We start from the raw sequence: 24,373 nt of genomic DNA on the forward strand, positions 1-24,373 counted from the left end.
CAATGGAAAAGGTTTAAAAAATATTGCCCAAGCGTGACTTGAGCAACCCGAATCCAAGACTATACACAAAAAAATTATTGGGTTCAATGACTTATGTGTGTTTTTATTTAGTTTGCGCCGCTTTTTTAAATGCTTCGATAATGATATTCACCGCTTGCTCAATATTGATGTCGGTGGTGTCCAGCAAAACCGCATCTGGCAATTGCTTGAGTGGCGCGACTGCGCGCTGGCTATCGCGTAAATCGCGCTGCTGCAAATCAGCTAGAATCAAAGCGTAATCTGCGTGATCGCCGCGTTGAATTAACTGATCGTAGCGTCTTTTTGCGCGCGTTTCGACCGCGGCTGTCAAAAATATTTTCAATCCGGCATCCGGGAAAATGACAGAGCCAATATCGCGGCCATCACCAACCAGCCCAGGGGCTTGCCTGAAATTGCGTTGCGTTTGCAACAGCGCGGTACGTACGGCAGGGTGGACAGCGACTTCAGAGGCCCCTTTGCCCATCTGTTCTGTACGAATATGGTGGCTGACTTGTTCGCCGTTTAAATAAGCTTGGCCATGCTCAAACTTGATCTGCATCTGTGTCGCGATATCAGCCAGTGCATCTGCATTTGACCAGGCCACGGCTTGTTGAACAGCGGCATAAGCCAATAGACGATAAATCGCACCCGAGTCCAGGTAATGAAATCCAAAATGGGTAGCCACGCGTTCAGCGACGCTGCCCTTGCCAGAAGCAGAAGGGCCGTCAATGGCAATGACTGGAGGGAGAGGATTATTCATAATAAATTTTACTTATCGATCAGTTAAAAACAATGAATTGGATTTTGACTTTTGGCTTTTATATCATGGCTGCATCGTTAATAAGGAGCACACCATGATTAAAACCATGTCTTTTGCCATGCTGCATTTTAGCGTCGCGTTCACCATTGCCTATCTTTTCACAGGCAGCCTGCTGGTGGGAGGGCTGATGGCGCTGGTTGAACCGGCCTGCAACACCGTGGTGTTTTATTTTCACGAGCGTGCCTGGCAACAGCATCAGCATTCTCACGACGCGGCGCCTGCCGCAGAGCCTGACGAGCATGAGTGGGCGTATGCGGCTTGAGAATGGCTAGCGAACAATGCTGGCGAATACCTTAAAGTACTCTGGAAAGGTTTTACCCACACATTTTGGGTCATTAATGGTAATGGGCACGCCGGCCAGGCTGAGCAATGAAAAGCACATGGCCATGCGGTGGTCATCATAGGTATCAATTACTGCGTTAGGTGTCAGTTGCAAGGGGGCAGTGACCTGAATGTAGTCCGGGCCTTCGACCACTGTGGCCCCGACTTTGCGCAGTTCTGTTGCCATGGCTGCAATGCGGTCGGTCTCTTTTACGCGCCAGCTGGCGATATTGCGTAGGGTGGTTGTACGGTGCTGATCCGAATCACCACGCACAAACATGGCCATCACGGCTAAAGTCATGGCCGCATCGGGGATGTGATTACAATCAAGGTCAATCGCCTTCAATGTGCCTGTGTTTTCAGCACGCACGTGGTTGTCGCCATAGCTGATCCGTCCGCCCATGAGGTTGGCCGCTTCAGCAAAGCGGATGTCGCCTTGTATGCTTTGCGCGCCGACGCCGTTGACGGTGACGTCCCCCGCAACAATACCCGCACCAATAAAATAAGAGGCACTTGACGCGTCACCTTCTACATATATTTCTCCTGGCGCGTGATAACGCGCATCTGCAGCAATGTAAAAATGCTGCCAGCCATCCCGTTGCACGGTCACGCCAAAGCGTTGCATCAGGTTGAGCGTGATTTCGATATAAGGCTTGGAGATCAGTTCGCCTACCACTTCAATACTGGCCGCCTGGCCTGTTAGCGGCAAGGCCATCAACAAGGCTGTCAAAAACTGGCTTGAAACATCACCTCGTATTTTGATCGCTTGACTGACATCCAGCTGCGCTGGCGAAATTTGCAGGGGAGGGTAGCCCGCATTCCCCAGGTAGCTGACTTGCGCGCCCACCTGTTGCAAGGCATCCACCAAATCGCCAATCGGGCGCTCATGCATGCGCGCAATCCCATGCAGATGGTAGTCACCGCCTGAGAATGCCAGTGCGGCAGTCAAGGGCCTAAAGGCCGTCCCCGCATTGCCCAGAAACAAATCCGCTTGCTTATTGGGAAAGTTGCCGCCACAGCCCATGACTTGCCAGGCATTTTCAGAGATATTTTCCAGCTTGACGCCTAACGCTGATAAGGCCTCCAGCATTCTGGCGGTATCGTCTGAGGCGAGTAAGTCGCGAATGACAGTGACACCGTCAGCAAGTGCTGCGAGCAATAGCGTACGGTTTGAGATACTTTTTGAGCCAGGCAAGGTAATTGCGCCTTGGGCTTGGTGGGCAGCGGGTAAATGCAGTTGTTCCATAGCGATTGGTAATTATTGAATTTTTGACTTGGCCCAGTCATTACGTGCACGGCTGGCATGTTCAAACAAATCGTGCAAAGCACGACTGTCATCAGCCTCCAAGAGTGCCGTCATGTCGCTGAGCGCTTGTTGATAGAGCCTAAGTTCACTTAATAAGGCGGTTTTGTTAGCCAGTGCAATATCCCGCCACATCTCAGGATGACTGCCTGCAATGCGCGTAAAGTCGCGGAAACCGCTGGCGGCAAATTTGAACAACAATTCCGCATTGCTACGCTTGGCCAGATCCTCCACCAGTGCGAAGGCAAGCAGGTGGGGCAAATGGCTGACGGCTGCAAATACGCTGTCATGTTCTTGCGCACTCATGTGCGAAACCACTGCACCACATTGCTGCCAAAGTCTGCTGACTTGATCGAGCGCTGAGTTAGAGGTTTGCGCATCAGGCGTCAGAATGACATTCTTACCGAGATACAAATCAGCCATGGCAGCAGCAGGGCCACTTTTTTCCGCCCCAGCAATCGGATGACCGCCCACAAATTGATTAACCTGGTCCCCAAGTTCGGCCCTCGCGTACGCCATCACGTCCGACTTGGTGCTGCCGGCATCTGTGATAATGGTCGACTCGTCCAAATAGGGGCGGATGGCCTTTAAAATCGCCGGCGTCTGTGCCACTGGAGTGGCAATGATAACCAGATCCGCCGCGTGAAGTGCAGAAGCAATATCCGTTTCCGCACTGTCAATCAAACCCAAATCCAGTGCTTCCTGCAAGCTTTGTTGAGCGCGGCCCACACCAACAATGTGAGGAGCCCCAGGGTGTTTTTTAAGGGCCAGCGCAATGGAGCCCCCTATTAAACCTACCCCAAAAATCACAATTTTCTTGAACATTTATAAATTGTACCATGTCGAAGCAATGCGCCTTTAAGTTTGGCTCACCACCGTTTAAGGCGTATAATCCAAATTCTGTATTGGGGCTGACCCGGTTTCGACGTGGGTTGCAAAGCAGTGCAGGGCATACCGAGGATTCAGGTTCCCTCGTAAATCCATCTGAAAAAGTATAGTCGCAAACGACGAAACTTACGCTTTAGCCGCTTAATCCCGGCTGAACGCTGCACCGAAGAGCCTCTCGGTCGGGCCGGGTAACCGGCAGCAGCGTCATTTAGAGAGGATCGTGCTTTACCGGGTTGCTTGGTAAGGCATTAAATCCAAGGCAACTCGCTTGTCATCTGCTTGCTCGTTGGTGGGTGCCTGGTTAAATATAAACAACACAGCTAAGTATGTAGAACTGTCTGTGGAGGGCTTGCGGACGGGGGTTCTTATCTAAACACTTCAATTGTGCACATTTATTCAACTATTATTCCTTATATATATAGGGTTTTTAGTTTGTTTCAAGTTGTGCACATTTAATTTCTTTTCTCTCTAGATCACTTAACTGGAGAAAGTGAATTTCCAATACCTCCCAAACCTAAAAATTGAGAACTCACTTTTCACTTTTTGGATTATTTACTGGGTTTGTCTCGATGACTCTTCCACAAGCCAATTCCTGAATGCCACCATTCTGGGCAAGCTAGACCATTCAGGTCTGTAAACTACGTAATAAGCAAGTTCTGAGATGTAGGTAATCTCAGGATAGAGGCGAATCAATCTTCCACTGACGATATCTTCTCTAGCCATCACACTCCTGGCTAAGGCAACTCCGTGGCCATCTATTGCAGTTTGCAATACCGCGGCGGAGTTGTTTATTTGCATGCCTCGGTTCCCACTGGATAAAGACAAACCAAGTTTGTTGAACCACTTGGTCCAATTTACAAACTCCAGCTTTTCACCTATGGATAAGTCATGAATCAAAGTTTGATTGATCAAGCTTAAAGGATCTGCCGTTAGTTCTGGATGGTTGCTTAAATAGCTGGGCGAGCAAACAGGATAAATCTCTTCATCCATTAACTTTTCAGAAACTAGGCCTGCCCATTCGCCAGCACCATATCTAACCCCAACATCAATATTATTCTTCACGAAGTCGATCGGTTTAAGACTCATATCCAATCGCACATCCGTCTCAGGGTTCAGTGCCTGAAAATGCTCTATTCGAGGTAATAGCCACTTCGCCGCGAAGGCTGGACTAACAGTCACGGTCAGAATTCCACTGCGGCTACCGTCTTTCAATGTTTTCAATCCGAGACTTAACTTTTCAAGCCCCTCATGAATGATAGGTAGGGCTTGTTTTGCTTGGTCAGTAACAACAAGCCTGGCCTTTCCTGTGGTGTTCCGGTGGAACAGGGGCGCTCCTAACCAATCCTCTAAACCACGTACTAACTGGCCAACGGCTGCAGGAGTGACGTTCAACTCGTTTGCGGCAGCAGAGAAGCTTTGATGTCTTGCACTGGCTTCAAATGCCCTGAGGGCGTTCAAATGAGCAGGTAGTTTCATGTGAGATAGATTTTCTTTCAATTGTCGACAGAATATCTCATTTGTGAATGTGGATCAAAAGTAAAAGAATGCTCATCACTAAGGATCATGCGGAAGATGCTTAGCGGTGGACTATTCATTACTTTTTATTAGGGAGTTTATTATGAGTAGTAGTTTTTCTTCTAAGGTTGCCATTGTTACCGGAGGTGGATCGGGTATTGGAAAAGAGGTGGCTATTAGATTCGTACAGCTTGGCGGCCAAGTCGTTATTGGTGGCAGAGATGCAGTTAAGTTACAGCAGGCAGCAAGCGAGATTGATACTTCGGGGCAGAATGTACGCATTGTTTCTGGGGATATTGCAAAACTTGAGACTAGTAACTCACTCGTAGAGATGGCAACTCAAGCTTTTGGTGGTGTTGACGTACTGTTCAACAATGCAGGGGTGTTTCACCCAAAGCCATTTTTAGAACTAACAGAGACTGAATATTCGTGGTTCCTGGACACTATTCTTAAAGGTAAGTTTTTCATGGCCCAAGCTGCAGCGAAAGCCATGAAGCTCCGTGGGGGCGGTGCCATCGTACAAACAGGTTCACTTTGGGCACTACAAGCAATCGGCGCAACGCCGTCTGCCGCTTATTCGGCAGCTAATGCTGGCGTGCATGCGTTAACGAGAAATCTGGCTATTGAATTAGCTCCCGAAAACATTCGGGTCAACACAGTCGCCCCTGCAGTAGTTGAAACACCTGTTTATAACACCTTTATGAGCCAAGAGCAGGTCGAGAAGGTTCTTTCAACATTTAATACCTTTCATCCACTGGGCCGTAATGGCCAACCTGCTGATGTTGCTGAGGCAATTTTGTTCTTAGCCTCAGAGCAAGCTGGTTGGATTACAGGCACAGTGATTCCTGTTGATGGAGGCGTAATGGCCGGCCGTCCCATAGTAAAGATTTAATCAAATGCTAATTAATTCAGACTTTCTTCTCAGAGCTTCATTAACCCCGGATTTATATCAATGGGTTGAATCACCTCAACCAGGTGTCGAGCGAGTAATGCTTGACCGTTTCGGCGGTGAATGCTGCCGAGCAACTAGCATCGTGAAATATGCGGAGGGATCACATTTTCCTACCCATCTACATCCGGGGGGAGAGGAAATTCTGGTGTTGAATGGCACATTTTGCGAAGGGGACCAACAATATCCTGAAGGTTGGTACCTCCGTAATCCTCCTGGCTCTAAACATCAACCATCAAGTTCATCTGGCACCGTTATTTTTGTGAAGCTTTGGCAGATGGGCGAAAACGACACTGGCAGGGTCCGTATTAATACTAAAGATCCATCAGAGTGGATCAACTGGGGGACGCATGAAGTTTGTCCCCTGTATTCAAGCGAAACCGAGTGTGTGTGGTTAGAGCGAATTAGACCCAAAACAAAACTCTCTACGAAAGAATTTGATGGTTGCGAAATTTTAGTCTTAGAGGGTGAGGTAACCATTGATGGCTTGCATTACCCCGTGGGAAGCTGGGTGAGATTGCCTATTGGTGATATCCCAGATATTCATGCTAGTGATAGCAAAGCTTGTATATACATCAAGACTGGCCATCTTGCCCTGGCTGTTAATCAAGGTGTGTCTGTATGAACGAAGTGCAAGTTGCAATTATAGGGGGGGGCTTGAGTGGGCTTTATGCTGCATACCTCCTCGAACAAAGTGGTATCACTGATTACATTCTGTTTGAAGCCAAAGACTCCTTGGGAGGTAGGTTGAGTTCACCCACTGTCGGTGATGAGCATGTGCAGTTTAACGAGCAGCTTAAGCATTTCGATCTCGGGGGAACATGGTACTGGCCCAAGATTCAAACTCGTTTAGACGCTGTCATCAAGCGAATGGGTTTGCAAGCTTACCCGCAACACGAAGTCGGGGAAATGCTCATTGATCGAGCTGATTTGGGAAGACCAATTCGTGTCAGTGGGTACGCCTCTTATCCACCAATGATGAGGGTTTCGGGCGGCATGCACGCATTGATCAATGCCATCAAGCAAGCAATCCAGCCTGCCAAAGTCTTAACAGATCATACCGTCACTGGGGTTGAATGCAGTAGCAACAAGGTTTGTATAACTGCAAACGGTACACGATGGATTGCAGATCATGTCTTGCTGGCAATTCCCCCAAGGCTAGCTGCATCAACAATCGACTTTTCTCCTCAATTGCCCGAAGAGACTTATCAAGCATGGATGGGGGTTGATACTTGGATGGCAACTCACGCCAAATATCTAGCGATTTATGATGAACCATTCTGGAAGACAGATCATTTATCTGGATATGCACGTAGTGATTATGGACCGCTTGGGGAAATTCACGATGCCTCCTCAGATATAGGTGTGCCAGCTCTTTTTGGCTTTTTTGAGTTGCCAGCCTCCGTTCGCAGTACCTTTTCCGAGTCGGAGTTGAAGGAGCGCTGTCGCAAGCAACTGAAAAGATTGTTCGGGCCTGAAGCCGCCAATCCCAAGTTTGATTTCATAAAGGATTGGAGTGCAGATAAATACACTTCAACACTTTCAGATTTAGATCATATGGATGCACATCCGATACCGCCGCCTTGCATTGCTTCAGAGCCCTGGAGACAGAGGCTAATCGGTATCGCGACAGAGTGGTCAACCCAATATCCTGGCTATATCGCAGGAGCCGTGGATGCTTCATTCAATGGGGTGAATCAACTGTTACAACAGAAGCTTGCTAAGGCTGAGAGTTAAAGGGGTAAATATGAGGAAGACTTACAAAGCATTGCAAGTTTCTGCATCTGGAGAGCTTGAAATTCTTGAAAAGAAGGTGCAGCTGCCAAGCAGTAAGCAGGTGCTTATTGAAGTTGAGGTATGTGGGATGTGTGGTGCTGATATATCAGATATTGATAGCGCCGCGTCGAGTGAAGTTCCGAGGGTGCCAGGTCATGAGGTTGTTGGTCGAATTACTGCAAAGGGAGAGGATGTTCCCAACTGCTGGAAAATTGGTCAACGGGTTGGAGTTGGCCGTTTGGCTGGGTATTGTCATGAGTGCATGCAATGTCGGAAAGGGCAGTTTCATCTCTGTACTAACCAACTCTACGTCGGAGCCACTTGTGAGGGTGGGTATGCTGAGATGATGTTGGTGTTACATACCGGGCTAATCGCTATTCCTGACGAATTGTCTTCTGAAGAAGCCGCTCCAATTCTTTGTGCAGGTTTGGCCACCTTTAATGCACTTAAAAAAAGCTCAGCCCAAGCTGGTGATAGCGTAGCGATTCTCGGGATTGGTGGTTTGGGTCACATGGCAATCCAATATGCTCGCAAGATGGGGTTTAAGGTCATTGCAATCGGCAGAGGAGAACATGATGTTAAGGATCTTAGGCATTTAGGGGCTCATTTATTCATTGATGCCAGTAGAGCGGATTCAATTGATCAGCTAAAAAGTGCTGGAGGAGTTCAGGCAATCATTTCGACGGTCCCAACCGCTTCGGATGTTGCTCCATTTCTAAGTGCATTATCCCCTCAGGGGAAAGTAATTCTATTGGGAGCAGGAAAAGCCACATTAGAAATATCACCCGGAGGACTTGTTGGTGGGGAAAGATGTGTCGAGGGGTCTTTCACAGGCACACCGTATGAAAGTGAGCGAGCGTTAGATTTCAGCGTTTTATTCGAGGTGATACCTAGAGTTGAGACCACTCCCATGTACCTAGCCAATGAGGCTCTAGCAAAGTTGAGAGCCGGCAAGGTTAATTACCGGATGGTTTTAATAATGTGCAAAGAGTTGCATGCAGACTGTTCTTGAACGAAATTCTCGCTAAGTTTGTCTTCAAAGAAACAAATCGATAAAGGAAACTCATGAAAAAGAATATTTTGATTTCAATATTTGCACTGCTCTTTGCTCAGTCTTCGATTGCCGCCGAAGATCCATTTGAGCATAACCGATTGTATGTGGGAGCTGAAGCAAGTAAGGAAACCTATCGTGCAATCTATCAGTTGGATAGTAATAATCCTGAGATAATCAAAAAGGCTTTTCGTAACGTCAACAATCTACTTGAGGATCCTCGGTTAAAAGGAAAAGTGCAGGTCGAGTTGGTTGCCTATTCAGGAGGGTCTGAGGTTATGATGAAATCAAGTGGCTATGAGGCAGTCCTAAGAGACCTGGTTTCTAAAGGCGTAATTGTTGTTCAATGCTTAAACACTTTAAAAGAAAAGAAGCTAGAAAAGTCGCAGTTCTATGACTTCATTGGATTTGTACCTTCAGCCAATGGTGAATTGGTAATTAGAGGCTCGGAAGGGTGGGTTATCATTAAACCTTGAGGCAATCCCCATTTCTATTCTAACCTCATCCACGGTATACGTTTATCACGAGCGAGGTTGGATTATTTGAATTCATTCCTTGCAAGGGTTATTCATGAATAAACTACTTTATCGCGGTGTTAGTAAAGAACTGGACCATGAAAATGATGGGAGACTTGTAGCCAAGGGAACAAACAGCATGGTGGTCGCTAAACATGATGGTTTAATTACTTATGGCGATAACTTTAAGTACGGCCCATGTTTTGAAAATACTGTAAGAGCGCAGCAAATGGATACCAAGCCTTATAGTCCACGAGCTATTTCCACATCAACCTCCGCAGCCATTGCGAAAAATTTTGCAACTGCAGGAAATACGACGGATGGTTTCATTTATGTTATTAACGCTGAAAGGTTGGGGGAGTTTGGAGTAGTTGCGATAACCCTCGCTAATCCAAAAGTCCCAGCTGAAAAGGAAGTTACATTAATCCTTGGGGAATTAGAATTCATTCCCCAAGGATTAATAGTCGAGAAATATGAAGTGAAAAGTGATTGGATATTCGATTAGTTTTGTTTTGATGTTAGTGCAGCATCAACAATCGAACGTATCTCATCAGATTTAATTCTACCTACATGTCGATCCAGTATTTTCCCTGTCTGGTCTATTATCAAGGTAAAGGGTAAGACGCTGTTGTTATTACCCAGGCTTTGACTTAGCGGAATAGCATCAAACTCTGCAGTCACAATTTTGTAGTCCACTTTAGTGGACTCCAAGAACTCACCTACCTGCTCAGCATCATCAGCGGCAATCCCTATGAATACGACATCGCTGTCTTTGTAGCTTTGGCTTAATTGATTTAGATCTGGCATCTCATCCCTGCAAGGCCCGCACCAAGTTGCCCAGAAATTCACAACTGCAACTTTCCCACGAAGCTGACTAAAGTCATAAGCATTCTTATCCTTGTCGGGATATGAAAGAGCATAGACTGGGTTGTTCGACTCAGCTTTGTTTGCAGTTGGGAATAAGCCCAGACCTTCAGTGTAGATGACACCAGCAATGAAGGCCATAGCTGCTATAACAACAGCCACACGAGTAATATTTTTCATACAGATATCCTAAATGCCATTGATTGGAATTTTCAGGTAGCTAACGCCATTTTCTTCTGCTCCAGGCATTTTCCCAGCTCTAATATTCAACTGGATAGATGGGAGAATGAGAGTAGGGAAGGCTAGCGTTTTATCTCTCGCTGTTCGCATCTGTACAAACTCATCTTCACTAATTGAGTCCTTTACGTGGATATTACTTTTGCGCTGCTCAGCAACAGTGGTTTTATATTGGGGTTCACGACCGGAAGGAGGGTAGTCATGGCACATGTAAAGCGCTGTCTCAGGCGCCATGGAGAATATGCGCTTGATTGATTTAAAGAGAATGTGGGCATCCCCGCCTGGGAAGTCGCACCTAGCGGTCCCCACGTCAGGCATGAAGATTGTGTCACCCACAAATACCATCTGGTCCTCTACTATGTAAGCCATGTCAGCCGGGGTATGGCCAGGGACATTAATTGCTTGAACACGAAGATTCCCAATATTGAAATTTTCTCCGTCCGCAAATAGATGGTCAAATGCTGTGCCATCTGAAGCTTCTAACTTGTCATAGTTAAATACAACGTTGAAGACTGTTTGTACTTTCAGAATGTTTTCACCAATGCCGATCTTGCCTCCCAGCTTTTTCTGTAAATAGGGGGCAGCGGTGACATGGTCTGCATGGGCGTGAGTTTCAAGAATCCAATCAAGGCGTAGATCGTTAGACAAGATATATTCAATCACTTTGTCTGCCATCTTGGTAGAGGTACGCCCTGACTTGGCGTCGTAATCCAAAACTGCATCCACTACGGCGCAAGATTTAGTGACCTCATCGCTGATTACATGGGTGATGGTGTAGGTTACATCATCAAAAAAAGATTCAACTGTAGGTTTCATGGGGATTGTTCCTTCGCTATTACTCAATTCTCTGTATGTGGTTGTTTAAAAATGCTTGCACGAGGTCTCAAGCTCTTCTTGCCAGTGCTTCAAAAGCCTCGTAAGCATGCAAGAAATTGTTGCCGGTTAATTCTGAAATCAGGTCACTTCCGCGTAGGCGATCCATCACAGGCCCTTTTATCTCTGCCAGGTGTAATTTCTTCTTCATGGCACCAATCTGTGTGTTTAAGGCACATAGAACTTCAAGAGCCGTGGAGTCAATGCTGTTGATTGCAGGCCCAAGAATGACAATGTTTTGTACTTCGGGATGTTGATGCAGGACGCTGTGAATTGTTTCCTCAACTGCCTGAATATTTCCGAAGAACAAGTTCTCGTCAATTCTGATAAACACGGCATTGGGTAGGGTTTGGACGCTGTAGCGCTCAATATTTCTGAAATGCTCCGTGCCGTCCACACGTCCAACGATGGCAATATGGGGGTGGCTGGCATTCCATAGGTAGGAGAGTATTGATATGGAAACGCCTACCAGAATCCCGGGCTCAACACCAACTAATATCACTGTTAACGTTGTTCCTAGGAGTGATAGGCCATCAGCCTTGCTGTACTTCCAAGTATGTCTAACTGTACTGAAGTCGACCATTCCGAGAACCGCAACGATAATGGTGGCAGCCAATACGGCATGCGGAAGATAGAAAAAGTAGCCTGTGAACCCTAATAATACAATTAGCATCAATACTGCAGAAAAGATGCTCGCTAGGGGAGTGTTGGCACCGGCCGCATAGTTAACAACGGATCGTGCGAAACCGCCGACGACTGGATATCCACCAGATAGTGCACTGGCAGCATTTGCTGCCCCTAAGCCAAATAACTCCTTATTAGGCTTTATTTTTTGTTGTCTACGTAGGGCTAGAGACTGGGCTACAGATACGCTTTCAATAAAGCCAACGATAAAAATGAGCAAAGCTGGCATCAGTAATGATTTACTTTGAGCGACTGTTGGAAGCGAGTAGCTCAAACTAGGCAGCCCTTCTGGAATGCTTCCTACAATCTTGACGCCAAGCGTTTCTGCCCAATCATTAGTGGCTACGAGCAAGGTTGAAATGATGACTACTACCATCGGGGCGAGTTTTGTTAACAACCCTGCCTGTTCTTTACTTAGCCCCAACTTACTCAATAAGTTGGCTAGGCCATTTCTTGCATAAAAAAGGAAGGCTATGGATGCGATGCCAATATATAGCGTTGGGTAATTTATAAGTCCCAGAGAAGCATAAAGACTGGATAGGGTGTCAACGACACTTCCGTTTGGAATACTTACCCCTAAAATGCCTTTAAGCTGGCTAATCGCAATGAGGATTGCAGAGCCAGTAATAAAACCATTAATGACCGGATGGCTTAAAAGGTGAGAAAGAAATCCTAATCTGAATACACCGCAAAGCAAATAAATCACGCCTGTAAACATTGCCAACTGCATAGCCAGAAAAGTGTATTCACTTGACCCCGGGGTTGCTAAAGGCGTAAGTGCTGTTGCTGTCATAAGTGAAGCCACAGCGACTGGACCTACCGCTAATGTCATACTTGTGCCAAAAACGGCATAAGCTATTAAGGGCAAAATGCTGGCATAAAGTCCAATTTGGGGAGGTAGGCCTGCTAGTAATGCATATGCCAAACTCTGTGGAATGAGCATAATTGTGACAATAATACCTGCAGACATATCCCCTTGAAGATACGCTCTCTTGTAGGATTTAAGCCATTCAGGAGCCATTTTACTGAATGAGCTAGCTTGGTTTGATTCATCTTTAAACATACGGTTTACCAAAAAAATGCAGAATTTCCATACTTCTGAAATTCATTATATGTATTTGCATTTGCTCCAAAAGGTATTTGCAGATCAATTCGAGTATTTATTTTTTGTTTCAAATAGGTGGTGTCATAACTGGCACAAAACTCTGAATATTCAATAATTTAGTGCCATTTATTGCAATCAATAAACTTAAATCCTGCGTTGGCTGGTCTTATATTCTCAATAAATTGATATTAATCAGGTGTTTGAAAGCTATGGCAAAGGTCTTGCTTTCAAGGAACGACCAAGTAGTAAATATCAAATTAAAAATGGAGAAAGAGGCATGGCGAAATTCAGCCAGAAAGTATTAGGAAATCAAAAATTTGATGTGGTGGTTGTAGGGGGTGGTTCAGCAGGCATCAGTGTTACAGCAAGTCTTTTGAAACGTGATTCTGATTTAAGAATTGCGATTATCGAACCCAGTAACTTTCACTTTTATCAACCAGCGTGGACTCTGGTAGGTAGTGGTGATTATCCGATTGAGAAAACAAGGCGCCCTATGGCCGATGTGATCCCATCTAATGCGACCTGGATTAAAGCTGCAGTGAGCAAATTACATCCTGATAGAAATGCCGTGCAGCTGTCAGATGACTCAACAGTATTTTATGGTCAGTTAATTGTTTGCCCTGGTTTGCGGTTGGCATGGGAAAAAATTGAAGGTTTGCAGGATACGTTGGGTCAAAACGGAGTTACATCAAACTACAAATTTGAACTTGCCCCATATACGAGAGAGCTCATAGAAAAGGTTCGAAGTGGGACGGCGCTCTTTACACAGCCACCAATGCCAATCAAATGCGCAGGTGCGCCTCAGAAAGCCATGTATCTGTCATGTGACTATTGGCTGAGAAACAAAGTCTTGAAATCCATCAATGTTGAATTTCATAATGCAGGTGCTGTGTTGTTTGGTGTTAAAGAGTTTGTTGGCCCACTCATGGAGTATGTTAAAAAATACAACGCAAAACTGAATTTCAGTTCAACGCTAGTCAAAGTGCACGGCCCGAGTAAAACAGCCTGGTTTGATGTAAAGGCTGAGGATGGAAGCGTGATGCGCGTAGAGCGTAAGTTCAGCATGATTCATGTTGTACCACCACAAGTACCTCATGACTTTGTTAAAGAGAGCCCACTAGCCGATGCCGCAGGCTGGTGTCTGGTTGATAATGCAACGCTGCAGTCTCCCGCGTTCCCTAACGTATTCTCTCTAGGAGATATCGCTTCCACGCCAAATGCCAAGACCGCTGCTGCAGTACGTAAGCAAGTGGTAGTTGTGGCAAAAAACCTATTAGCTCTGCGTAATCACAAACAACTATCTTCCAAATATGATGGCTACGGTTCTTGCCCACTCACTGTTCAGAAGGGAAAAATTATCCTGGCTGAATTTGGCTATGGTGGAAAGCTGTTACCCACATTCCCATTGGACCCAACGAAACCGAGAAAATCCGCTTGGGCTTTGAAAGCTTCATTCCTGCCAAGATTTTATTGGGCAGGGATGCTCAAGGGTAAGGAGTGGATTACAAAGTGTTCTGAAGTTTGATTTGATCCTTAGCTACAATAAGCAATTAAGATCGGCCCAAAAGGCCGATTTCTTTTCTACCCTCCTAAACAACAAGTCTATGCCGAGCTGTAGCGAAAGGTTCAAGGCCATTTTGAATCATGGGTGTGTTACAAAACAGTTTTATCAGTCCAGAAACTTTTTTGCTTTCAAAAAGCGCTTGAATATGACGTACCGCTTGTGGACATTGAGGGAGATAGGATCTTCACATATAACAAAGCCCTTATTAAAAGGGCTTTGTTATTTTTAGGCTTTAGTGATTGTGGTTTTGGTGACTATCACTTCCTGGATCTTTTACAGGGACCACAACATAAATCTGAGACTCTGTACCGTCAGTATTTGCAAATTTGAGAGTAATTGGGACATGGTCACCATCCTTCATTTGCTTTCTAATATTAGTCAGCATCAAGTGATAGCCACCGGGTTTTAAAACCAGCGGCTCACCCGGTTTGATGGTGATTTTATCCAATCTACGCATTTTCATGATGTCACCTTGCATGCGCATCTCATGAACCTCGACCGCCTCGGCAAGTGCGGAAACGCCACCGACTAGTTGTTTCTCTGTATCGGAGGTTATAGTCATGTAGCCACCCGCAACCTGCTGCCCTGGTTGAGTTGACCTGATCCATGGAGCTTCAATCTTTACCTCAGCAATTGCACTCATCGAGAGTGTTAAAAGACCAATTAATAAGTATGTTGATTTCATATTAGTTATCCTTAACTGAGGCAGCCGGCATTTCAACTGGCGTTACGTAATAAGCAGCACGAGCTTCTTTCTCCAGTTTAGCTACATTGGCCCCTGTAAGCGCCTTCATGAATGCCACTAGTTCAGCCTTCTCCTGTTTAGTTAGATTAAGAGGTGTGAGTAGTGGATCTTTGAGTGGGTTGTCTTCTCCACCCTTGTCGTAGAAGTCCACGACAGCCTCCAGGGTCAGCAATGAACCATCGTGCATGTACGGTGCGGTCAAAGCCACGTTACGTAATGATGGTGTTTTGTATGCCCAGCGATCTTTCGGGTTCTCTGTAACCTCAAATCTGCCTACATCATTTGGTGGACGTTCACTTGCATGGTCAAAATGATCTGAAGGCGTCTGAACAGTAATGCCCGGTGCCAATGTAATAGGCATTGTTGCTTCCCGGTGGTATACAGTGTTATTCCTGGTGTAACCAATTCCAGTATTGTGGAACCCCTGATCTGTGAAGATCGCTGATTTTTCTTGTATTGCGTGGCAAGTCACGCAGCGAGCCTTACCCATAAAAAGCTTGAAGCCATTAATCTCAGAGGCATTCATAGCTTTTGCTTCGTTGCTATACTGATAACGGTCGAATTTTGAGTTTGCAGAAACTAGCGTGCGTTCGTAGGCAGCAATTGCTTTGTTGATATTGTCGAGATTGACCGGTTTGCCGAATGCTTTCTCAAACATCCCATCATAGTCACTCGTGGATTTGATTTTTTCCACAACATAACCAACCGAGGGATTGCCCATTTCGTTGAACGCTACAAGTGGGCCAATAACCTGATTTTCTAAACTATGTTCTCTGCCATCATGGAAGAATCTGGTGTAATAGACTGCATTGAGAATGGTAGGTGTATTTCGTTTATTTGTTCTACCCTCAATCCCAACTGCCATTGCTAGTTCATTTGAAGCAAAGGCTTGTTCTGGCACATGGCACATGGCACATGAGATGGTGTTGTTATGTGAAAGACGACGATCCATAAATAACTTCCGCCCCAAAACAACCTTGTCGTCCGTTGTTGGGTTGTCTTCCGGTTCGATAATTTTAGGCAAGCCTAAATCGTCAGGTGGATGAATATCTGTTGTGATACCTAACACTGCTGCGATGGCAGCGGCCAGTAATACAACAGTTGCGATTGCTGCTCTAACCCCACTCATTTATTAACTCCTTTTTCTGTTTCTATCATTAATGTTTCAATATCATTCAACAACATTTCTGGGTTCAGAAATGTTGTTGAATAAATTTCGCGCACATATCCATTCGGGTCAATCAGGAATATTTTCAGTACATGAGGGAAGTCTAGAGTCCGCTTCCCGGTTTTCGGATCAATCGCTATGTCCACGTTTTGACCATAACCATCAATTAGTGGAATCAATACATCGTAATTTTTAGTGGTAAGAAATTTCCATTCGACACTGTATGGTTTGTTTTCACGGTTAGTCTTCTTCTCCAAACCAGCCATCATGACCGGAGTGTCACGTTCAGGGTCAAAGCTAATGTGCACCATACGAACTTGTTTTGAGAGCGATGGAGTCTTCTCTAGGTACTGTTTCACAATTTGCATTGTGCTCATTGCAAAAGGGCAGCCTTTAGCATCAGAGCAGAACTCATAGAAGAAAGTAAGAAGGGTATATTTACCCTCGGTGAATTTTTTGAGTTTGACTGTTTCACCTTTGCCGTTCAGTACTTCTGCATCAGGTGCTTTGAAAATTTTGCTTAACTCGTATGTCCCTGCGGCCGCCAAACCTTGTTTTGCAATTCTTGTCTGGAGCTCTTTGTTGAATTTATTTTCGATTGGCCCAGAGATCTTCTGGCCAATAGTGGTGTTAGAAAGAGCATCTGCCAATGCATAATTTTGAATATCCGAGCGGAGGAAATATCCAATCACGACAGATGCTATAAAAATCAACCCTGCTATTAGAAATTTAAACTGCAAGTTGTAGATCATATTTAAACCATCTAAAGCAAGGTTGAAGGGGTGGAGATTAAGGGTTCGATGCGAAGTTCAGCTTGTTCGCTGTAGAGGCTTGCAACGGCTGCAATGTCTTCAGATCACGAGCTTGGAACTTCATATGGTGAGCACGGCCCAGTTTTTCTTTGTAGAAGTCAATTTCGAAAGCCAACTTCAACTCTTTACCATCCCAGTTGTAAGCCTTCAGGAATTGGTCGTCGGACTTGCCCTTCATATCCCAGTTGGAAAGAAGTGATGTTGTGAAGTAAACACGCTGGCCATCGAAGCTAGGTGAAACCATGTTTACTTGTTCACCAATTTTCTTGGTGTAAGTTTCTTTTGGATGGAGAGGGTCAGTCATATCCCAATAGCGGGTCGTACCATCCATGAACGTATTGATCCACAAGCCTTTACCGCTTGAAACCAAACTAATGTCAACTGGCAGAGGGATTTTAGCTGGGTCACCAATAGTACCAACTTTATGTTGTTGCCATTCACCGTGGTCATCTTGTTTGTAAACATAGATTTCTGAAGTCAGTGCTGTTGTTGTCACAGCCCAGTTGTCACCTGGAGCATATGACCAGCGTGCTTCCAATGCCGCACCTGGTGTATTGAAGATCTTCATTGGCTTCATAGTTTTGTAATCCCACATCACAGTGGTATTACCAAACTGTTTCATTGCATCTTTATCCTTGATCAACTTACCCAAGTCCATCATGTAGTTGTTCCAACCAGTAAATGCAGTGGTTAACATTGCATTTTTGTTTGGGTTGATCGCAGCATCATAGCCGAAGCCATCGCCACCGTTTGTGGTTGGCATCATGGTTGTTGATACATACTCACCAGCATTTGTGTAGATCGCCATGCCAGTTTGACCACCGTGATCTTTAGCATTTGACAATGCTGCAACAATCATACGGCCAGGAATTGCATAGAATGTATGTGGGCCAACTAAGCCAGATTTAGCAACGAAATTGTTGAGTGTTTTAACCAGTTTTGGTTTGGAAGGATCTGTAGCAACATCGAAAATGAAGATTTTGTTGCTATCCAGAGCGCCTGCCCACATGTATTTGCGGTCATCCGTAAAGCCCATGTGGTGCGCTTCACCACGGCCACCTACGGACAGTTTGCTAATTACTTTACCGTATGTTTTAGATGCTGGATTGGCATCCACAGTTACCAACTTGTCGGATTCGTCGCCCAGACCTTTTACACCGAGAGTCCAGACGTAGACAAAGTCTTCTTGACCTTTGACGAGTGGGGTGAACGGAGAGCAGCTGGTTTCATCAGCAATCGCGCTCGGCATTTGAACAGCAACACCCATCACAACAGCCATACTTACGGCTTGTGTAACCGTCTTCAGTTTTAAAAACTTTTTCTTAAGATACATTTTTTTCTCCTATCTAATACAAACTTTTTAGAATTTACTTCTTAAAAAATTGAGTGAATAACGCATAACAAATAAGTTACTTGCGTGACCTTTTAAGGCAACTCTTGTGCCAGTTCAGCTAATCGTCTGATTTGTAAGTAGATATTTCAAATTGTTACTAAAGGGCGCGGTAACAACCGTCAAAATAACGGACAGTAATGGCACATAAATCAACAGCTTTATGAACTTTATGTCATAAATGGCACTAGTTGTTGTGATCAGCTTAGTTGAAAAAAAATCTTATTTATCAATGAACTAACTCTATATTTAGAGTATCAAAAATACAAGTACGCCAAAAATGAACACCAGTATGTCATTTTCTTGACAGTACAATTTATAAATGTATATATTGTATTTAGATGTAACAATTGTTACAGACTTCACAATAAAAAATCACTCTAATAATGTTCTGGGAAGGACTGGGGGCAGTCATGACTACTGAAATAACAGTAAGCAAAGACCTACTTGATTTCTTAAATTCACTACCTGAGCCAAGGCTTGTGCTTGGGACAGACTACAAGATTATTGCTTCAAACCACGCATATCAGAAGATATTTGGGGAGGGGAAGCCGCTTAAAGGAAAACACTGTTACGAGGTTTCGCACCATTACCTCAAACCATGCGATCAACAAGGTGAATCTTGTCCACTAAAAGTCGCAAAAGAGACGAAATCAACGCACCGTGTATTTCACATCCATCACACTCCTAGAGGCCGAGAACACGTGGATGTTGAGCTAACTCCGATCCTGGATGAGCAAGGTCAGCCGGCTTTTTATATCGAGACATTGAGAAATCAAAATCATCATCTCAAACAACATAGCCCCGACTGTGTTGCTGGTAAAAGTCCATGGTTTACGCGTGTTTTGGGATTGGTTGAGCGAGCCTCAAGTAGTGATACGCCAGTAGTTTTATTGGGTGAGTCGGGTACTGGCAAAGAGGTTATAGCTCATCTGCTGCACAAGAAGAGCACGCGGAGTGCAGATAGTTTTATTATCGTTGACTGTTCAGGCCTGACTGAGACGCTTTTTGAAAGTGAAATGTTTGGACATGAGAAAGGGTCATTTACCGGCGCTTATCATGAAAAAAAAGGATTGGTCGAAATGGCCAATGGCGGTACGTTGTTCCTTGATGAAGTGGGTGATATTCCACTGAGTCAGCAGGTGAAACTTTTACGATTGCTTGAGTCCAGCACATATCGAAAAGTTGGCGGCTTGGAGGTTAAGCGCACTAACTTCCGTTTAATTTCAGCTACTCACCGAGACCTGAAAAAAATGGTCCAAGAGGGCACCTTTAGGCAGGATTTGTATTATCGAATCAACGCTTTCCCAATTCAAATCCCTTCTCTTAGGGACCGGCCAGAGGATATTCTGATCTTAGCTGAGTACTTTCAGAAAAAACTCTCTCCAAACAAAGAGATGACTTTCGAGGACAGTGCTAAGCAGTTTCTGCAGAGCTATTCTTTCCCAGGCAATATCAGAGAGCTTCGCAATATGATCGATAGAGCAATACTGCTTTGCGACTCCCAGGTGATTTCTAAGCATCATTTAACCCCTGATGAAGTATTTCCAGATCAGAGCCACCACCCATCATCTAATAAGTATTTCAGAGGTGATATTCTCCCTCTTGATGAGTTGGAGTCTATGTATTTACAGTGGGCAGTGAGCGAAAGTAATGATTCCAAAAGAGATTTGGCAGATAAGCTTGGTCTAACCCCACGGACACTTTATCGCAAACTCAAAGAGATTAAGAGCCAGGTTGTAGAGTAGGCTAGTAATTTTACTTTGACTCAATTTTGATTCTTCTCTGGAGTCGTGCCAAAGGATGCTTGTCATTTTGACTTGCGTGCATCCTTGCTATGCCCATTTCTTCTGATTCAGGAGGTTTGGGCACTTTTTTCCATAGATGCCCAAATCTAAATCTAATTGCATAGCCGCAAACCGTTCTAGATTTAACCGAAGATGATGCTTTCGTAGTATAAATCTATCGTTATTTTGAATGATAAAACTGCCTTTATAAATTAACTTTAGAAAATGAAAAACACTCTTTTGGAAGAAGTTCACATTGACCTTTTAGTAAAGGTATTTCGAAACGAAATCAGTGACACACCTTTTGTAGTTAAAAAATTCAGAGTCGGCAATTCTGACTATCTAGAGGTTTTGGATTATCTTGAGACCAATACATATATTACAAATCAGGGTGATGTTTACCATCTCAAAATTGAATCCTTGAGTTTGATCTGTGACATGGAGCCAGCGGCAGCTCACTATATTGAACAATATGAAACCGATATTTAACATGTTGGTTCACACATACCGCGACGAGCCAGACTCAATTCTGTATCTGCGAGATATAGAGCAAGAGCTTCATTATCCTAGAGTGCTCATTAACCGTTTTGCTGAATTCTTGTATGACTTGCCATTTTTTGGGGGCAGATCTACGGATCTTTCTTTGGAAGACGCATATGTGATGCCTTCTGAGTCTATACTCAAATACCGCACTTTGGTTGATGCTATTGAGAAGGTGAAAAGTCGGAGAGAGCCTCTCAAAAAGCAAAGCGTCGAGGATTACTATCGTATTCAACCAATACTGGGCGACTTTTCATTTCTACTTCATGCAAGGATCGCTCAAATACCACTAAAACTCTATCATGACGGTTATTTGCGAGAGGCTGTGCTGAATTCAATGATTGCTCTATTTGATTTTATTCGCGAAAGGAGCGGTCTACAGGAGGACGGAAGTACCTTAATTAACGAAGCATTCTCAATAGATAAACCTTGTTTAGTTTTCAGCGATATAAACACAGAATCCGGAAAGAGCGATCAAAAAGGTTTTATGCAGATATTAAGAGGGGCTTATCAGGGGATTAGGAATCCACAGGCACATACTTTAGATCATGATATGACAGAGGTAACAGCAGCTCAATATCTGGTGTTTGCAAGTATGTTGATGCGAAAAATTGAGGAAGCTCAATTAGTTTCAGAGGGGTAATTTAAAAAAGCATAGAACCCACCAACATGGGCTCTATGCAACTTGGAGATTCAATGATGATATTACTTAAAGGACCAAGTCAGACCCAAACCTGCTTGCCAAGTGCTCGCTGATACAGAAGTGAAGCCGATTGTTTCGCGGTTTTTGAGTGCGAATGCGACATGTGTATCCAAGGCGAGAGACTCTGTAAGCGCATAGCCAAAGCCTGCAGTCACTTGATCTTCCCAGATTGGTTCAGCATTGGTTGCCTGGAAGTACTGCACTAATGATGGATTCAGCGTTAAGGTACCTACTGGTGAACCCATAGATGTGACCCCTGCGATTGAGGAGCCAACATTTCTCTTAATTGGATCACGAGCGTGGGTATAACCAAGACGCCATTTCGCCGCACCAGTTTTCAGTTCGCCACCCAGGGCAAAAATTGTTTGATCGCGGAAGATGTCTTTGTACAAATCTGCTGAAGACCAGTCTTTATAAATCACATCGGCGCCGATGCGCAGGTTGCCATCCAACAGAGAGTTGTTCGATATACCGATTGCAAACTCCTGTGGTTGTTCAACATTGACGTCCCAGAAATTACCTTTGCCTGGAGCGATAGCAACACCATTATCAACGACATTGTCGTATTTGATTTTCAAAGGGCTTCTGTAGTACGCGCCCAAGCTTGTGGAGTCTGTGACATCGTATTTAGCACCAAAAGTACCTCTTACGCCAAAACCATGGCTTGAGGCTGTATTTGAAGACAGGCCCATTTGCAGATAACCATTCCCGATAGTAACTGCACCACCTAAAGAAAGGTTGTCAGTCAACTTGTAGCCTAAGCCTACATTGGCAGTGAATACCAGTAATTCTGAGTCTGGATTGAGGCTGCCAGGTTTATCACGGAAATCTGAGCCGATGCCTGATTGAACTGTTAAGCCCAGGCCAGCTACCATTTTGTCACTGAAGGCTTGTGTTACCGCGATCGTTGGAACCAAGTAATTGGTTGCTTTGGACTTACCGCTCCAAGGCACGCCTGTATTACCGCCGTTATGGCTTGCTTTAACATCTGGCTTGTAGAAGGTCGCTCCGAAGCTGAATTTGGTACCTTCATTGTATTGGGTAAGAGTTGCAGGGTTGCCGAAAACTGCAGCAGCTGGTTCGATTGAGTGAGCAATTGAAACGCCTGCTACACCCCCTGCAGCTGGCAGCATTGTATTGTTCAGATCAGTACCATAGTTTGCTGAAAATGCAGAAGTTGATACAAAGAGACCCGCAACCGCAAATTTAATTGGTGAAGCTATTTTTTTAATTGTACTTAACGTACGCATACTTTCTTCCCTCCTGGAATTGGCTCAACTACATAGAGTCAAATGGCCATTGGTTAATTGTTAATCGTTACCTTACAAATATGTAACTAGCTGTAAGCAGCTGGGCTTACATAGCAATTGATAGGCCAACCGGCGCAAGCAATTGAAATTAAGCAACTAATTAACAAAAATCGTTAAAACGCCCGTTTGAAGTAAAGGAAGAAAAATGCCAAATCTGGCATAGATTTTTTTGTGAGAGGGATGGAAAGGGACATTTTTGTCCCTCTCAGTTTGTGGAGTCGTTAGATAGTGGGGATTGCGCTGGATTTCGTTTGTAAATAAACGCCCAAAAGAGCTACAACCATTAAAAAGCAGTCGAATAGCATGGTGGTATTTATCAGGCCAATAAGGTCTGCTGTGTATCCTGCGATTAAAGCGGGTAGGGCAAAGGAGAAATAACTTATGATGAAAACTACGGCGTAAGCTGCCGCTCTTTCGTGTGGCAATACTCTTGTGCCAATGTCTCGCAAAGATGTGGAAAAGCCTCCTCCGAACCCGAATCCCGTAATCACCGTGCTGAGATAAAACAGGGGAGGATATTGCATTAACTCTGAAGTCAGCATAAGAGTAATGCCGCCCATCAGCATGGACAATGCATAAAGGTTTATTTTGCGCATTTCCATCGAGCGATAGTAGATCGTTGAAAGTGCTGCAGTCCCGTATAGCATTCCGATTGTTAGTCCCATAACTGTCTCGTTTTGAATATCGAACAGTCGGCTGAATATGGACGGCACGAAAGCCAGGTAAAGACATCCAGTAGCCCAGGTCATGATTAATATCGGAGTACTTCGAATAACAACCTCTCTTGAGGCTTTTGAAAGCTTTACGCTAGGAATCATTGAGCGTAATGCTCCCGGCCTCGGCGTTACAGTTTCTTTCAAAAATGGAGTGAGCATGCAACCTATCAATGTAGTGCATGCCAATGTTCCAAAGAGGATTTGGATTGGGCTATTGGAGTAATGCAATGCAAGTCCAGATAGGATCGCCCCTGCGGAGAGTCCAAGTAGTGGTGAAAGCCCTGTTACAAAAGGCCCCCACTCTTTTCGATTAATAGGGGAGTGATCAATAATGGCGGCCGCAAGAGCTCCATTGATAATTCCAGTACCTACTCCTTGAACAACACGAGCCATAATCAGGTCATCAATGCCGTCCATGTTGCAGTATTGCAGCATGGCAGCGGTTTGTATGATCAATCCCGCTAGTAGTAATGGCTTCCTTCCTATGTAATCAGACATCGGTCCGAATAAGAGCAAACTTCCAAGTAAGGGGAGGCTATAACCCGCAGTAGCTACCGTCATCTGGAAGTTATTGAAATGCCATTCATGTTGCAGCATTACATATGCTGGGGAAATGGCAGACGCAGCAAAAAAGAATATGAAAAATAGAAAGCTTAGAAGCGAAAAAGCCATGATACAAACACTCCATCATTGCCGAGGTGAACGTAACCTTGGGCAAT

Annotated in this window: 24 protein-coding genes and 1 other RNA gene; 12 read left to right on the forward strand and 13 right to left on the reverse strand. The window is 44.8% G+C overall.

Annotated elements, in window-relative coordinates; translation table 11 throughout:
- Positions 1-103 precede the first annotated feature (103 nt).
- Positions 104-778 (reverse strand): (d)CMP kinase, encoded by a 675-nt coding sequence (cmk, locus tag INP77_RS00105; RefSeq protein WP_194746695.1) that lies wholly within the window; start codon positions 776-778, stop codon positions 104-106.
- A gap of 94 nt (positions 779-872) precedes the next feature.
- Here cmk and INP77_RS00110 point away from each other — a divergent pair, with 94 nt between their 5' ends.
- Complete coding sequence (locus INP77_RS00110) at positions 873-1,100, forward strand: DUF2061 domain-containing protein (RefSeq protein ID WP_194746696.1); 228 nt, start codon at positions 873-875, stop codon at positions 1,098-1,100.
- 6 nt (positions 1,101-1,106) lie between these two features.
- Here the strand turns inward: INP77_RS00110 and aroA are convergent, their stop codons facing one another.
- Positions 1,107-2,405, reverse strand: a complete 1,299-nt coding sequence (aroA, locus tag INP77_RS00115) for a 3-phosphoshikimate 1-carboxyvinyltransferase (RefSeq protein WP_194746697.1) — start codon at positions 2,403-2,405, stop codon at positions 1,107-1,109.
- A 12-nt stretch (positions 2,406-2,417) separates the two neighbouring features.
- On the reverse strand, positions 2,418-3,287 hold the full coding sequence (locus INP77_RS00120) for a prephenate dehydrogenase/arogenate dehydrogenase family protein (protein ID WP_194746698.1): 870 nt from the start codon (positions 3,285-3,287) through the stop codon (positions 2,418-2,420).
- 90 nt (positions 3,288-3,377) lie between these two features.
- Here INP77_RS00120 and ssrA point away from each other — a divergent pair.
- Positions 3,378-3,713: a transfer-messenger RNA gene (gene ssrA, locus INP77_RS00125) on the forward strand.
- Between the two features lie 189 nt (positions 3,714-3,902).
- Here the strand turns inward: ssrA and gcvA are convergent.
- Complete coding sequence (gcvA, locus tag INP77_RS00130; protein ID WP_194746699.1) at positions 3,903-4,826, reverse strand: transcriptional regulator GcvA; 924 nt, start codon at positions 4,824-4,826, stop codon at positions 3,903-3,905.
- 142 nt (positions 4,827-4,968) lie between these two features.
- Between gcvA and INP77_RS00135 the strand changes: the two genes are divergently transcribed.
- The 6 genes from INP77_RS00135 (at position 4,969) to INP77_RS00160 (ending at position 9,661) form a co-directional block, all read left to right on the forward strand.
- Positions 4,969-5,757, forward strand: coding sequence for an SDR family NAD(P)-dependent oxidoreductase (locus INP77_RS00135; RefSeq protein ID WP_194746700.1), 789 nt, complete (start codon positions 4,969-4,971; stop codon positions 5,755-5,757).
- Between the two features lie 4 nt (positions 5,758-5,761).
- Positions 5,762-6,439, forward strand: a complete 678-nt coding sequence (locus tag INP77_RS00140; RefSeq protein ID WP_194746701.1) for a cupin domain-containing protein — start codon at positions 5,762-5,764, stop codon at positions 6,437-6,439.
- Positions 6,436-7,551: an FAD-dependent oxidoreductase gene (locus tag INP77_RS00145; protein WP_194746702.1), complete on the forward strand. Its 1,116-nt coding sequence runs from the start codon at positions 6,436-6,438 to the stop codon at positions 7,549-7,551. Before INP77_RS00140 ends, INP77_RS00145 begins: the two co-directional genes overlap by 4 nt.
- A gap of 10 nt (positions 7,552-7,561) precedes the next feature.
- Entirely contained in the window at positions 7,562-8,602 is a 1,041-nt protein-coding gene (locus INP77_RS00150; RefSeq protein WP_194746703.1) for an alcohol dehydrogenase catalytic domain-containing protein, read from the forward strand.
- Positions 8,603-8,655: 53 nt separating this feature from the next.
- Positions 8,656-9,117, forward strand: coding sequence for a hypothetical protein (locus INP77_RS00155; protein ID WP_106288061.1), 462 nt, complete (start codon positions 8,656-8,658; stop codon positions 9,115-9,117).
- A gap of 94 nt (positions 9,118-9,211) precedes the next feature.
- On the forward strand, positions 9,212-9,661 hold the full coding sequence (locus INP77_RS00160; RefSeq protein ID WP_194746704.1) for a hypothetical protein: 450 nt from the start codon (positions 9,212-9,214) through the stop codon (positions 9,659-9,661).
- On the opposite strand, the gene INP77_RS00165 is transcribed toward INP77_RS00160, so the two are convergent.
- The 3 genes from INP77_RS00165 to INP77_RS00175 all read right to left on the reverse strand — a co-directional run bounded on the left by INP77_RS00165 (position 9,658) and on the right by INP77_RS00175 (position 12,877).
- Positions 9,658-10,200 carry a TlpA disulfide reductase family protein gene (locus tag INP77_RS00165; RefSeq protein ID WP_194746705.1) on the reverse strand — a complete coding sequence of 181 codons (543 nt, stop codon included), beginning with the start codon at positions 10,198-10,200 and terminating at the stop codon, positions 9,658-9,660. The genes INP77_RS00160 and INP77_RS00165 overlap by 4 nt on opposite strands.
- 9 nt (positions 10,201-10,209) lie before the next feature.
- Positions 10,210-11,073, reverse strand: coding sequence for an MBL fold metallo-hydrolase (locus tag INP77_RS00170; protein WP_194746706.1), 864 nt, complete (start codon positions 11,071-11,073; stop codon positions 10,210-10,212).
- Positions 11,074-11,140: 67 nt separating this feature from the next.
- Positions 11,141-12,877: a SulP family inorganic anion transporter gene (locus INP77_RS00175; RefSeq protein WP_228518619.1), complete on the reverse strand. Its 1,737-nt coding sequence runs from the start codon at positions 12,875-12,877 to the stop codon at positions 11,141-11,143.
- A gap of 238 nt (positions 12,878-13,115) precedes the next feature.
- On the opposite strand from INP77_RS00175, the gene INP77_RS00180 reads away from it, so the two are divergent.
- Positions 13,116-14,444 carry an FAD/NAD(P)-binding oxidoreductase gene (locus INP77_RS00180; protein WP_368667867.1) on the forward strand — a complete coding sequence of 443 codons (1,329 nt, stop codon included), beginning with the start codon at positions 13,116-13,118 and terminating at the stop codon, positions 14,442-14,444.
- Positions 14,445-14,715: 271 nt separating this feature from the next.
- Here the strand turns inward: INP77_RS00180 and INP77_RS00185 are convergent, their stop codons facing one another.
- The 4 genes from INP77_RS00185 to INP77_RS00200 are packed head-to-tail and all read right to left on the reverse strand — an operon-like array spanning position 14,716 to position 18,541.
- Positions 14,716-15,168 carry a copper chaperone PCu(A)C gene (locus INP77_RS00185; RefSeq protein WP_194746707.1) on the reverse strand — a complete coding sequence of 151 codons (453 nt, stop codon included), beginning with the start codon at positions 15,166-15,168 and terminating at the stop codon, positions 14,716-14,718.
- Position 15,169: 1 nt separating this feature from the next.
- Positions 15,170-16,357, reverse strand: coding sequence for a cytochrome-c peroxidase (locus INP77_RS00190; RefSeq protein ID WP_194746708.1), 1,188 nt, complete (start codon positions 16,355-16,357; stop codon positions 15,170-15,172).
- Positions 16,354-17,148, reverse strand: coding sequence for an SCO family protein (locus tag INP77_RS00195; protein WP_194746709.1), 795 nt, complete (start codon positions 17,146-17,148; stop codon positions 16,354-16,356). Before INP77_RS00195 ends, INP77_RS00190 begins: the two co-directional genes overlap by 4 nt.
- Positions 17,149-17,185: 37 nt before the next feature.
- Positions 17,186-18,541 carry a selenium-binding protein SBP56-related protein gene (locus INP77_RS00200; RefSeq protein ID WP_194746710.1) on the reverse strand — a complete coding sequence of 452 codons (1,356 nt, stop codon included), beginning with the start codon at positions 18,539-18,541 and terminating at the stop codon, positions 17,186-17,188.
- A gap of 470 nt (positions 18,542-19,011) precedes the next feature.
- Between INP77_RS00200 and INP77_RS00205 the strand changes: the two genes are divergently transcribed.
- From INP77_RS00205 to INP77_RS00215, 3 genes are all read left to right on the forward strand, one after another.
- Positions 19,012-20,346 (forward strand): sigma-54-dependent Fis family transcriptional regulator, encoded by a 1,335-nt coding sequence (locus INP77_RS00205; protein ID WP_194746711.1) that lies wholly within the window; start codon positions 19,012-19,014, stop codon positions 20,344-20,346.
- Positions 20,347-20,610: 264 nt separating this feature from the next.
- Positions 20,611-20,874, forward strand: coding sequence for a hypothetical protein (locus INP77_RS00210; RefSeq protein WP_194746712.1), 264 nt, complete (start codon positions 20,611-20,613; stop codon positions 20,872-20,874).
- The gene (locus INP77_RS00215; RefSeq protein WP_194746713.1) at positions 20,858-21,568 is read left to right on the forward strand and encodes a TIGR02391 family protein; all 711 of its coding nucleotides are present in this window, start codon (positions 20,858-20,860) and stop codon (positions 21,566-21,568) included. The genes INP77_RS00210 and INP77_RS00215 overlap by 17 nt, the downstream gene beginning before the upstream one ends.
- 62 nt (positions 21,569-21,630) lie before the next feature.
- On the opposite strand, the gene INP77_RS00220 is transcribed toward INP77_RS00215, so the two are convergent.
- Positions 21,631-22,878, reverse strand: a complete 1,248-nt coding sequence (locus tag INP77_RS00220) for an OmpP1/FadL family transporter (RefSeq protein WP_194746714.1) — start codon at positions 22,876-22,878, stop codon at positions 21,631-21,633.
- A gap of 281 nt (positions 22,879-23,159) precedes the next feature.
- Positions 23,160-24,326 (reverse strand): MFS transporter, encoded by a 1,167-nt coding sequence (locus INP77_RS00225; RefSeq protein WP_194746715.1) that lies wholly within the window; start codon positions 24,324-24,326, stop codon positions 23,160-23,162.
- Positions 24,327-24,373: the final 47 nt, after the last annotated feature.

The organism is Methylophilus sp. 13, from assembly GCF_015354335.1.
GTDB classification, from domain to species: domain Bacteria; phylum Pseudomonadota; class Gammaproteobacteria; order Burkholderiales; family Methylophilaceae; genus Methylophilus; species Methylophilus glucosoxydans.

What these genes read in the sequence shown, in the direction of transcription:
- INP77_RS00220 (WP_194746714.1), bottom strand. Translation starts at nt 22,878, where the DNA reads ATGCGTACGTTAAGTACAATTAAAAAAATAGCTTCACCAATTAAATTT.
- INP77_RS00185 (WP_194746707.1), bottom strand. Translation starts at nt 15,168, where the DNA reads ATGAAATCAACATACTTATTAATTGGTCTTTTAACACTCTCGATGAGT.
- INP77_RS00140 (WP_194746701.1), top strand. Translation starts at nt 5,762, where the DNA reads ATGCTAATTAATTCAGACTTTCTTCTCAGAGCTTCATTAACCCCGGAT.
- INP77_RS00195 (WP_194746709.1), bottom strand. Translation starts at nt 17,148, where the DNA reads ATGATCTACAACTTGCAGTTTAAATTTCTAATAGCAGGGTTGATTTTT.
- INP77_RS00160 (WP_194746704.1), top strand. Translation starts at nt 9,212, where the DNA reads ATGAATAAACTACTTTATCGCGGTGTTAGTAAAGAACTGGACCATGAA.
- gcvA (WP_194746699.1), bottom strand. Translation starts at nt 4,826, where the DNA reads ATGAAACTACCTGCTCATTTGAACGCCCTCAGGGCATTTGAAGCCAGT.
- INP77_RS00225 (WP_194746715.1), bottom strand. Translation starts at nt 24,326, where the DNA reads ATGGCTTTTTCGCTTCTAAGCTTTCTATTTTTCATATTCTTTTTTGCT.
- INP77_RS00145 (WP_194746702.1), top strand. Translation starts at nt 6,436, where the DNA reads ATGAACGAAGTGCAAGTTGCAATTATAGGGGGGGGCTTGAGTGGGCTT.
- INP77_RS00215 (WP_194746713.1), top strand. Translation starts at nt 20,858, where the DNA reads ATGAAACCGATATTTAACATGTTGGTTCACACATACCGCGACGAGCCA.
- INP77_RS00210 (WP_194746712.1), top strand. Translation starts at nt 20,611, where the DNA reads ATGAAAAACACTCTTTTGGAAGAAGTTCACATTGACCTTTTAGTAAAG.
- INP77_RS00155 (WP_106288061.1), top strand. Translation starts at nt 8,656, where the DNA reads ATGAAAAAGAATATTTTGATTTCAATATTTGCACTGCTCTTTGCTCAG.
- INP77_RS00135 (WP_194746700.1), top strand. Translation starts at nt 4,969, where the DNA reads ATGAGTAGTAGTTTTTCTTCTAAGGTTGCCATTGTTACCGGAGGTGGA.
- INP77_RS00110 (WP_194746696.1), top strand. Translation starts at nt 873, where the DNA reads ATGATTAAAACCATGTCTTTTGCCATGCTGCATTTTAGCGTCGCGTTC.
- INP77_RS00120 (WP_194746698.1), bottom strand. Translation starts at nt 3,287, where the DNA reads ATGTTCAAGAAAATTGTGATTTTTGGGGTAGGTTTAATAGGGGGCTCC.
- INP77_RS00170 (WP_194746706.1), bottom strand. Translation starts at nt 11,073, where the DNA reads ATGAAACCTACAGTTGAATCTTTTTTTGATGATGTAACCTACACCATC.
- cmk (WP_194746695.1), bottom strand. Translation starts at nt 778, where the DNA reads ATGAATAATCCTCTCCCTCCAGTCATTGCCATTGACGGCCCTTCTGCT.
- INP77_RS00165 (WP_194746705.1), bottom strand. Translation starts at nt 10,200, where the DNA reads ATGAAAAATATTACTCGTGTGGCTGTTGTTATAGCAGCTATGGCCTTC.
- INP77_RS00175 (WP_228518619.1), bottom strand. Translation starts at nt 12,877, where the DNA reads ATGTTTAAAGATGAATCAAACCAAGCTAGCTCATTCAGTAAAATGGCT.
- INP77_RS00205 (WP_194746711.1), top strand. Translation starts at nt 19,012, where the DNA reads ATGACTACTGAAATAACAGTAAGCAAAGACCTACTTGATTTCTTAAAT.
- INP77_RS00190 (WP_194746708.1), bottom strand. Translation starts at nt 16,357, where the DNA reads ATGAGTGGGGTTAGAGCAGCAATCGCAACTGTTGTATTACTGGCCGCT.
- aroA (WP_194746697.1), bottom strand. Translation starts at nt 2,405, where the DNA reads ATGGAACAACTGCATTTACCCGCTGCCCACCAAGCCCAAGGCGCAATT.
- INP77_RS00150 (WP_194746703.1), top strand. Translation starts at nt 7,562, where the DNA reads ATGAGGAAGACTTACAAAGCATTGCAAGTTTCTGCATCTGGAGAGCTT.
- INP77_RS00200 (WP_194746710.1), bottom strand. Translation starts at nt 18,541, where the DNA reads ATGTATCTTAAGAAAAAGTTTTTAAAACTGAAGACGGTTACACAAGCC.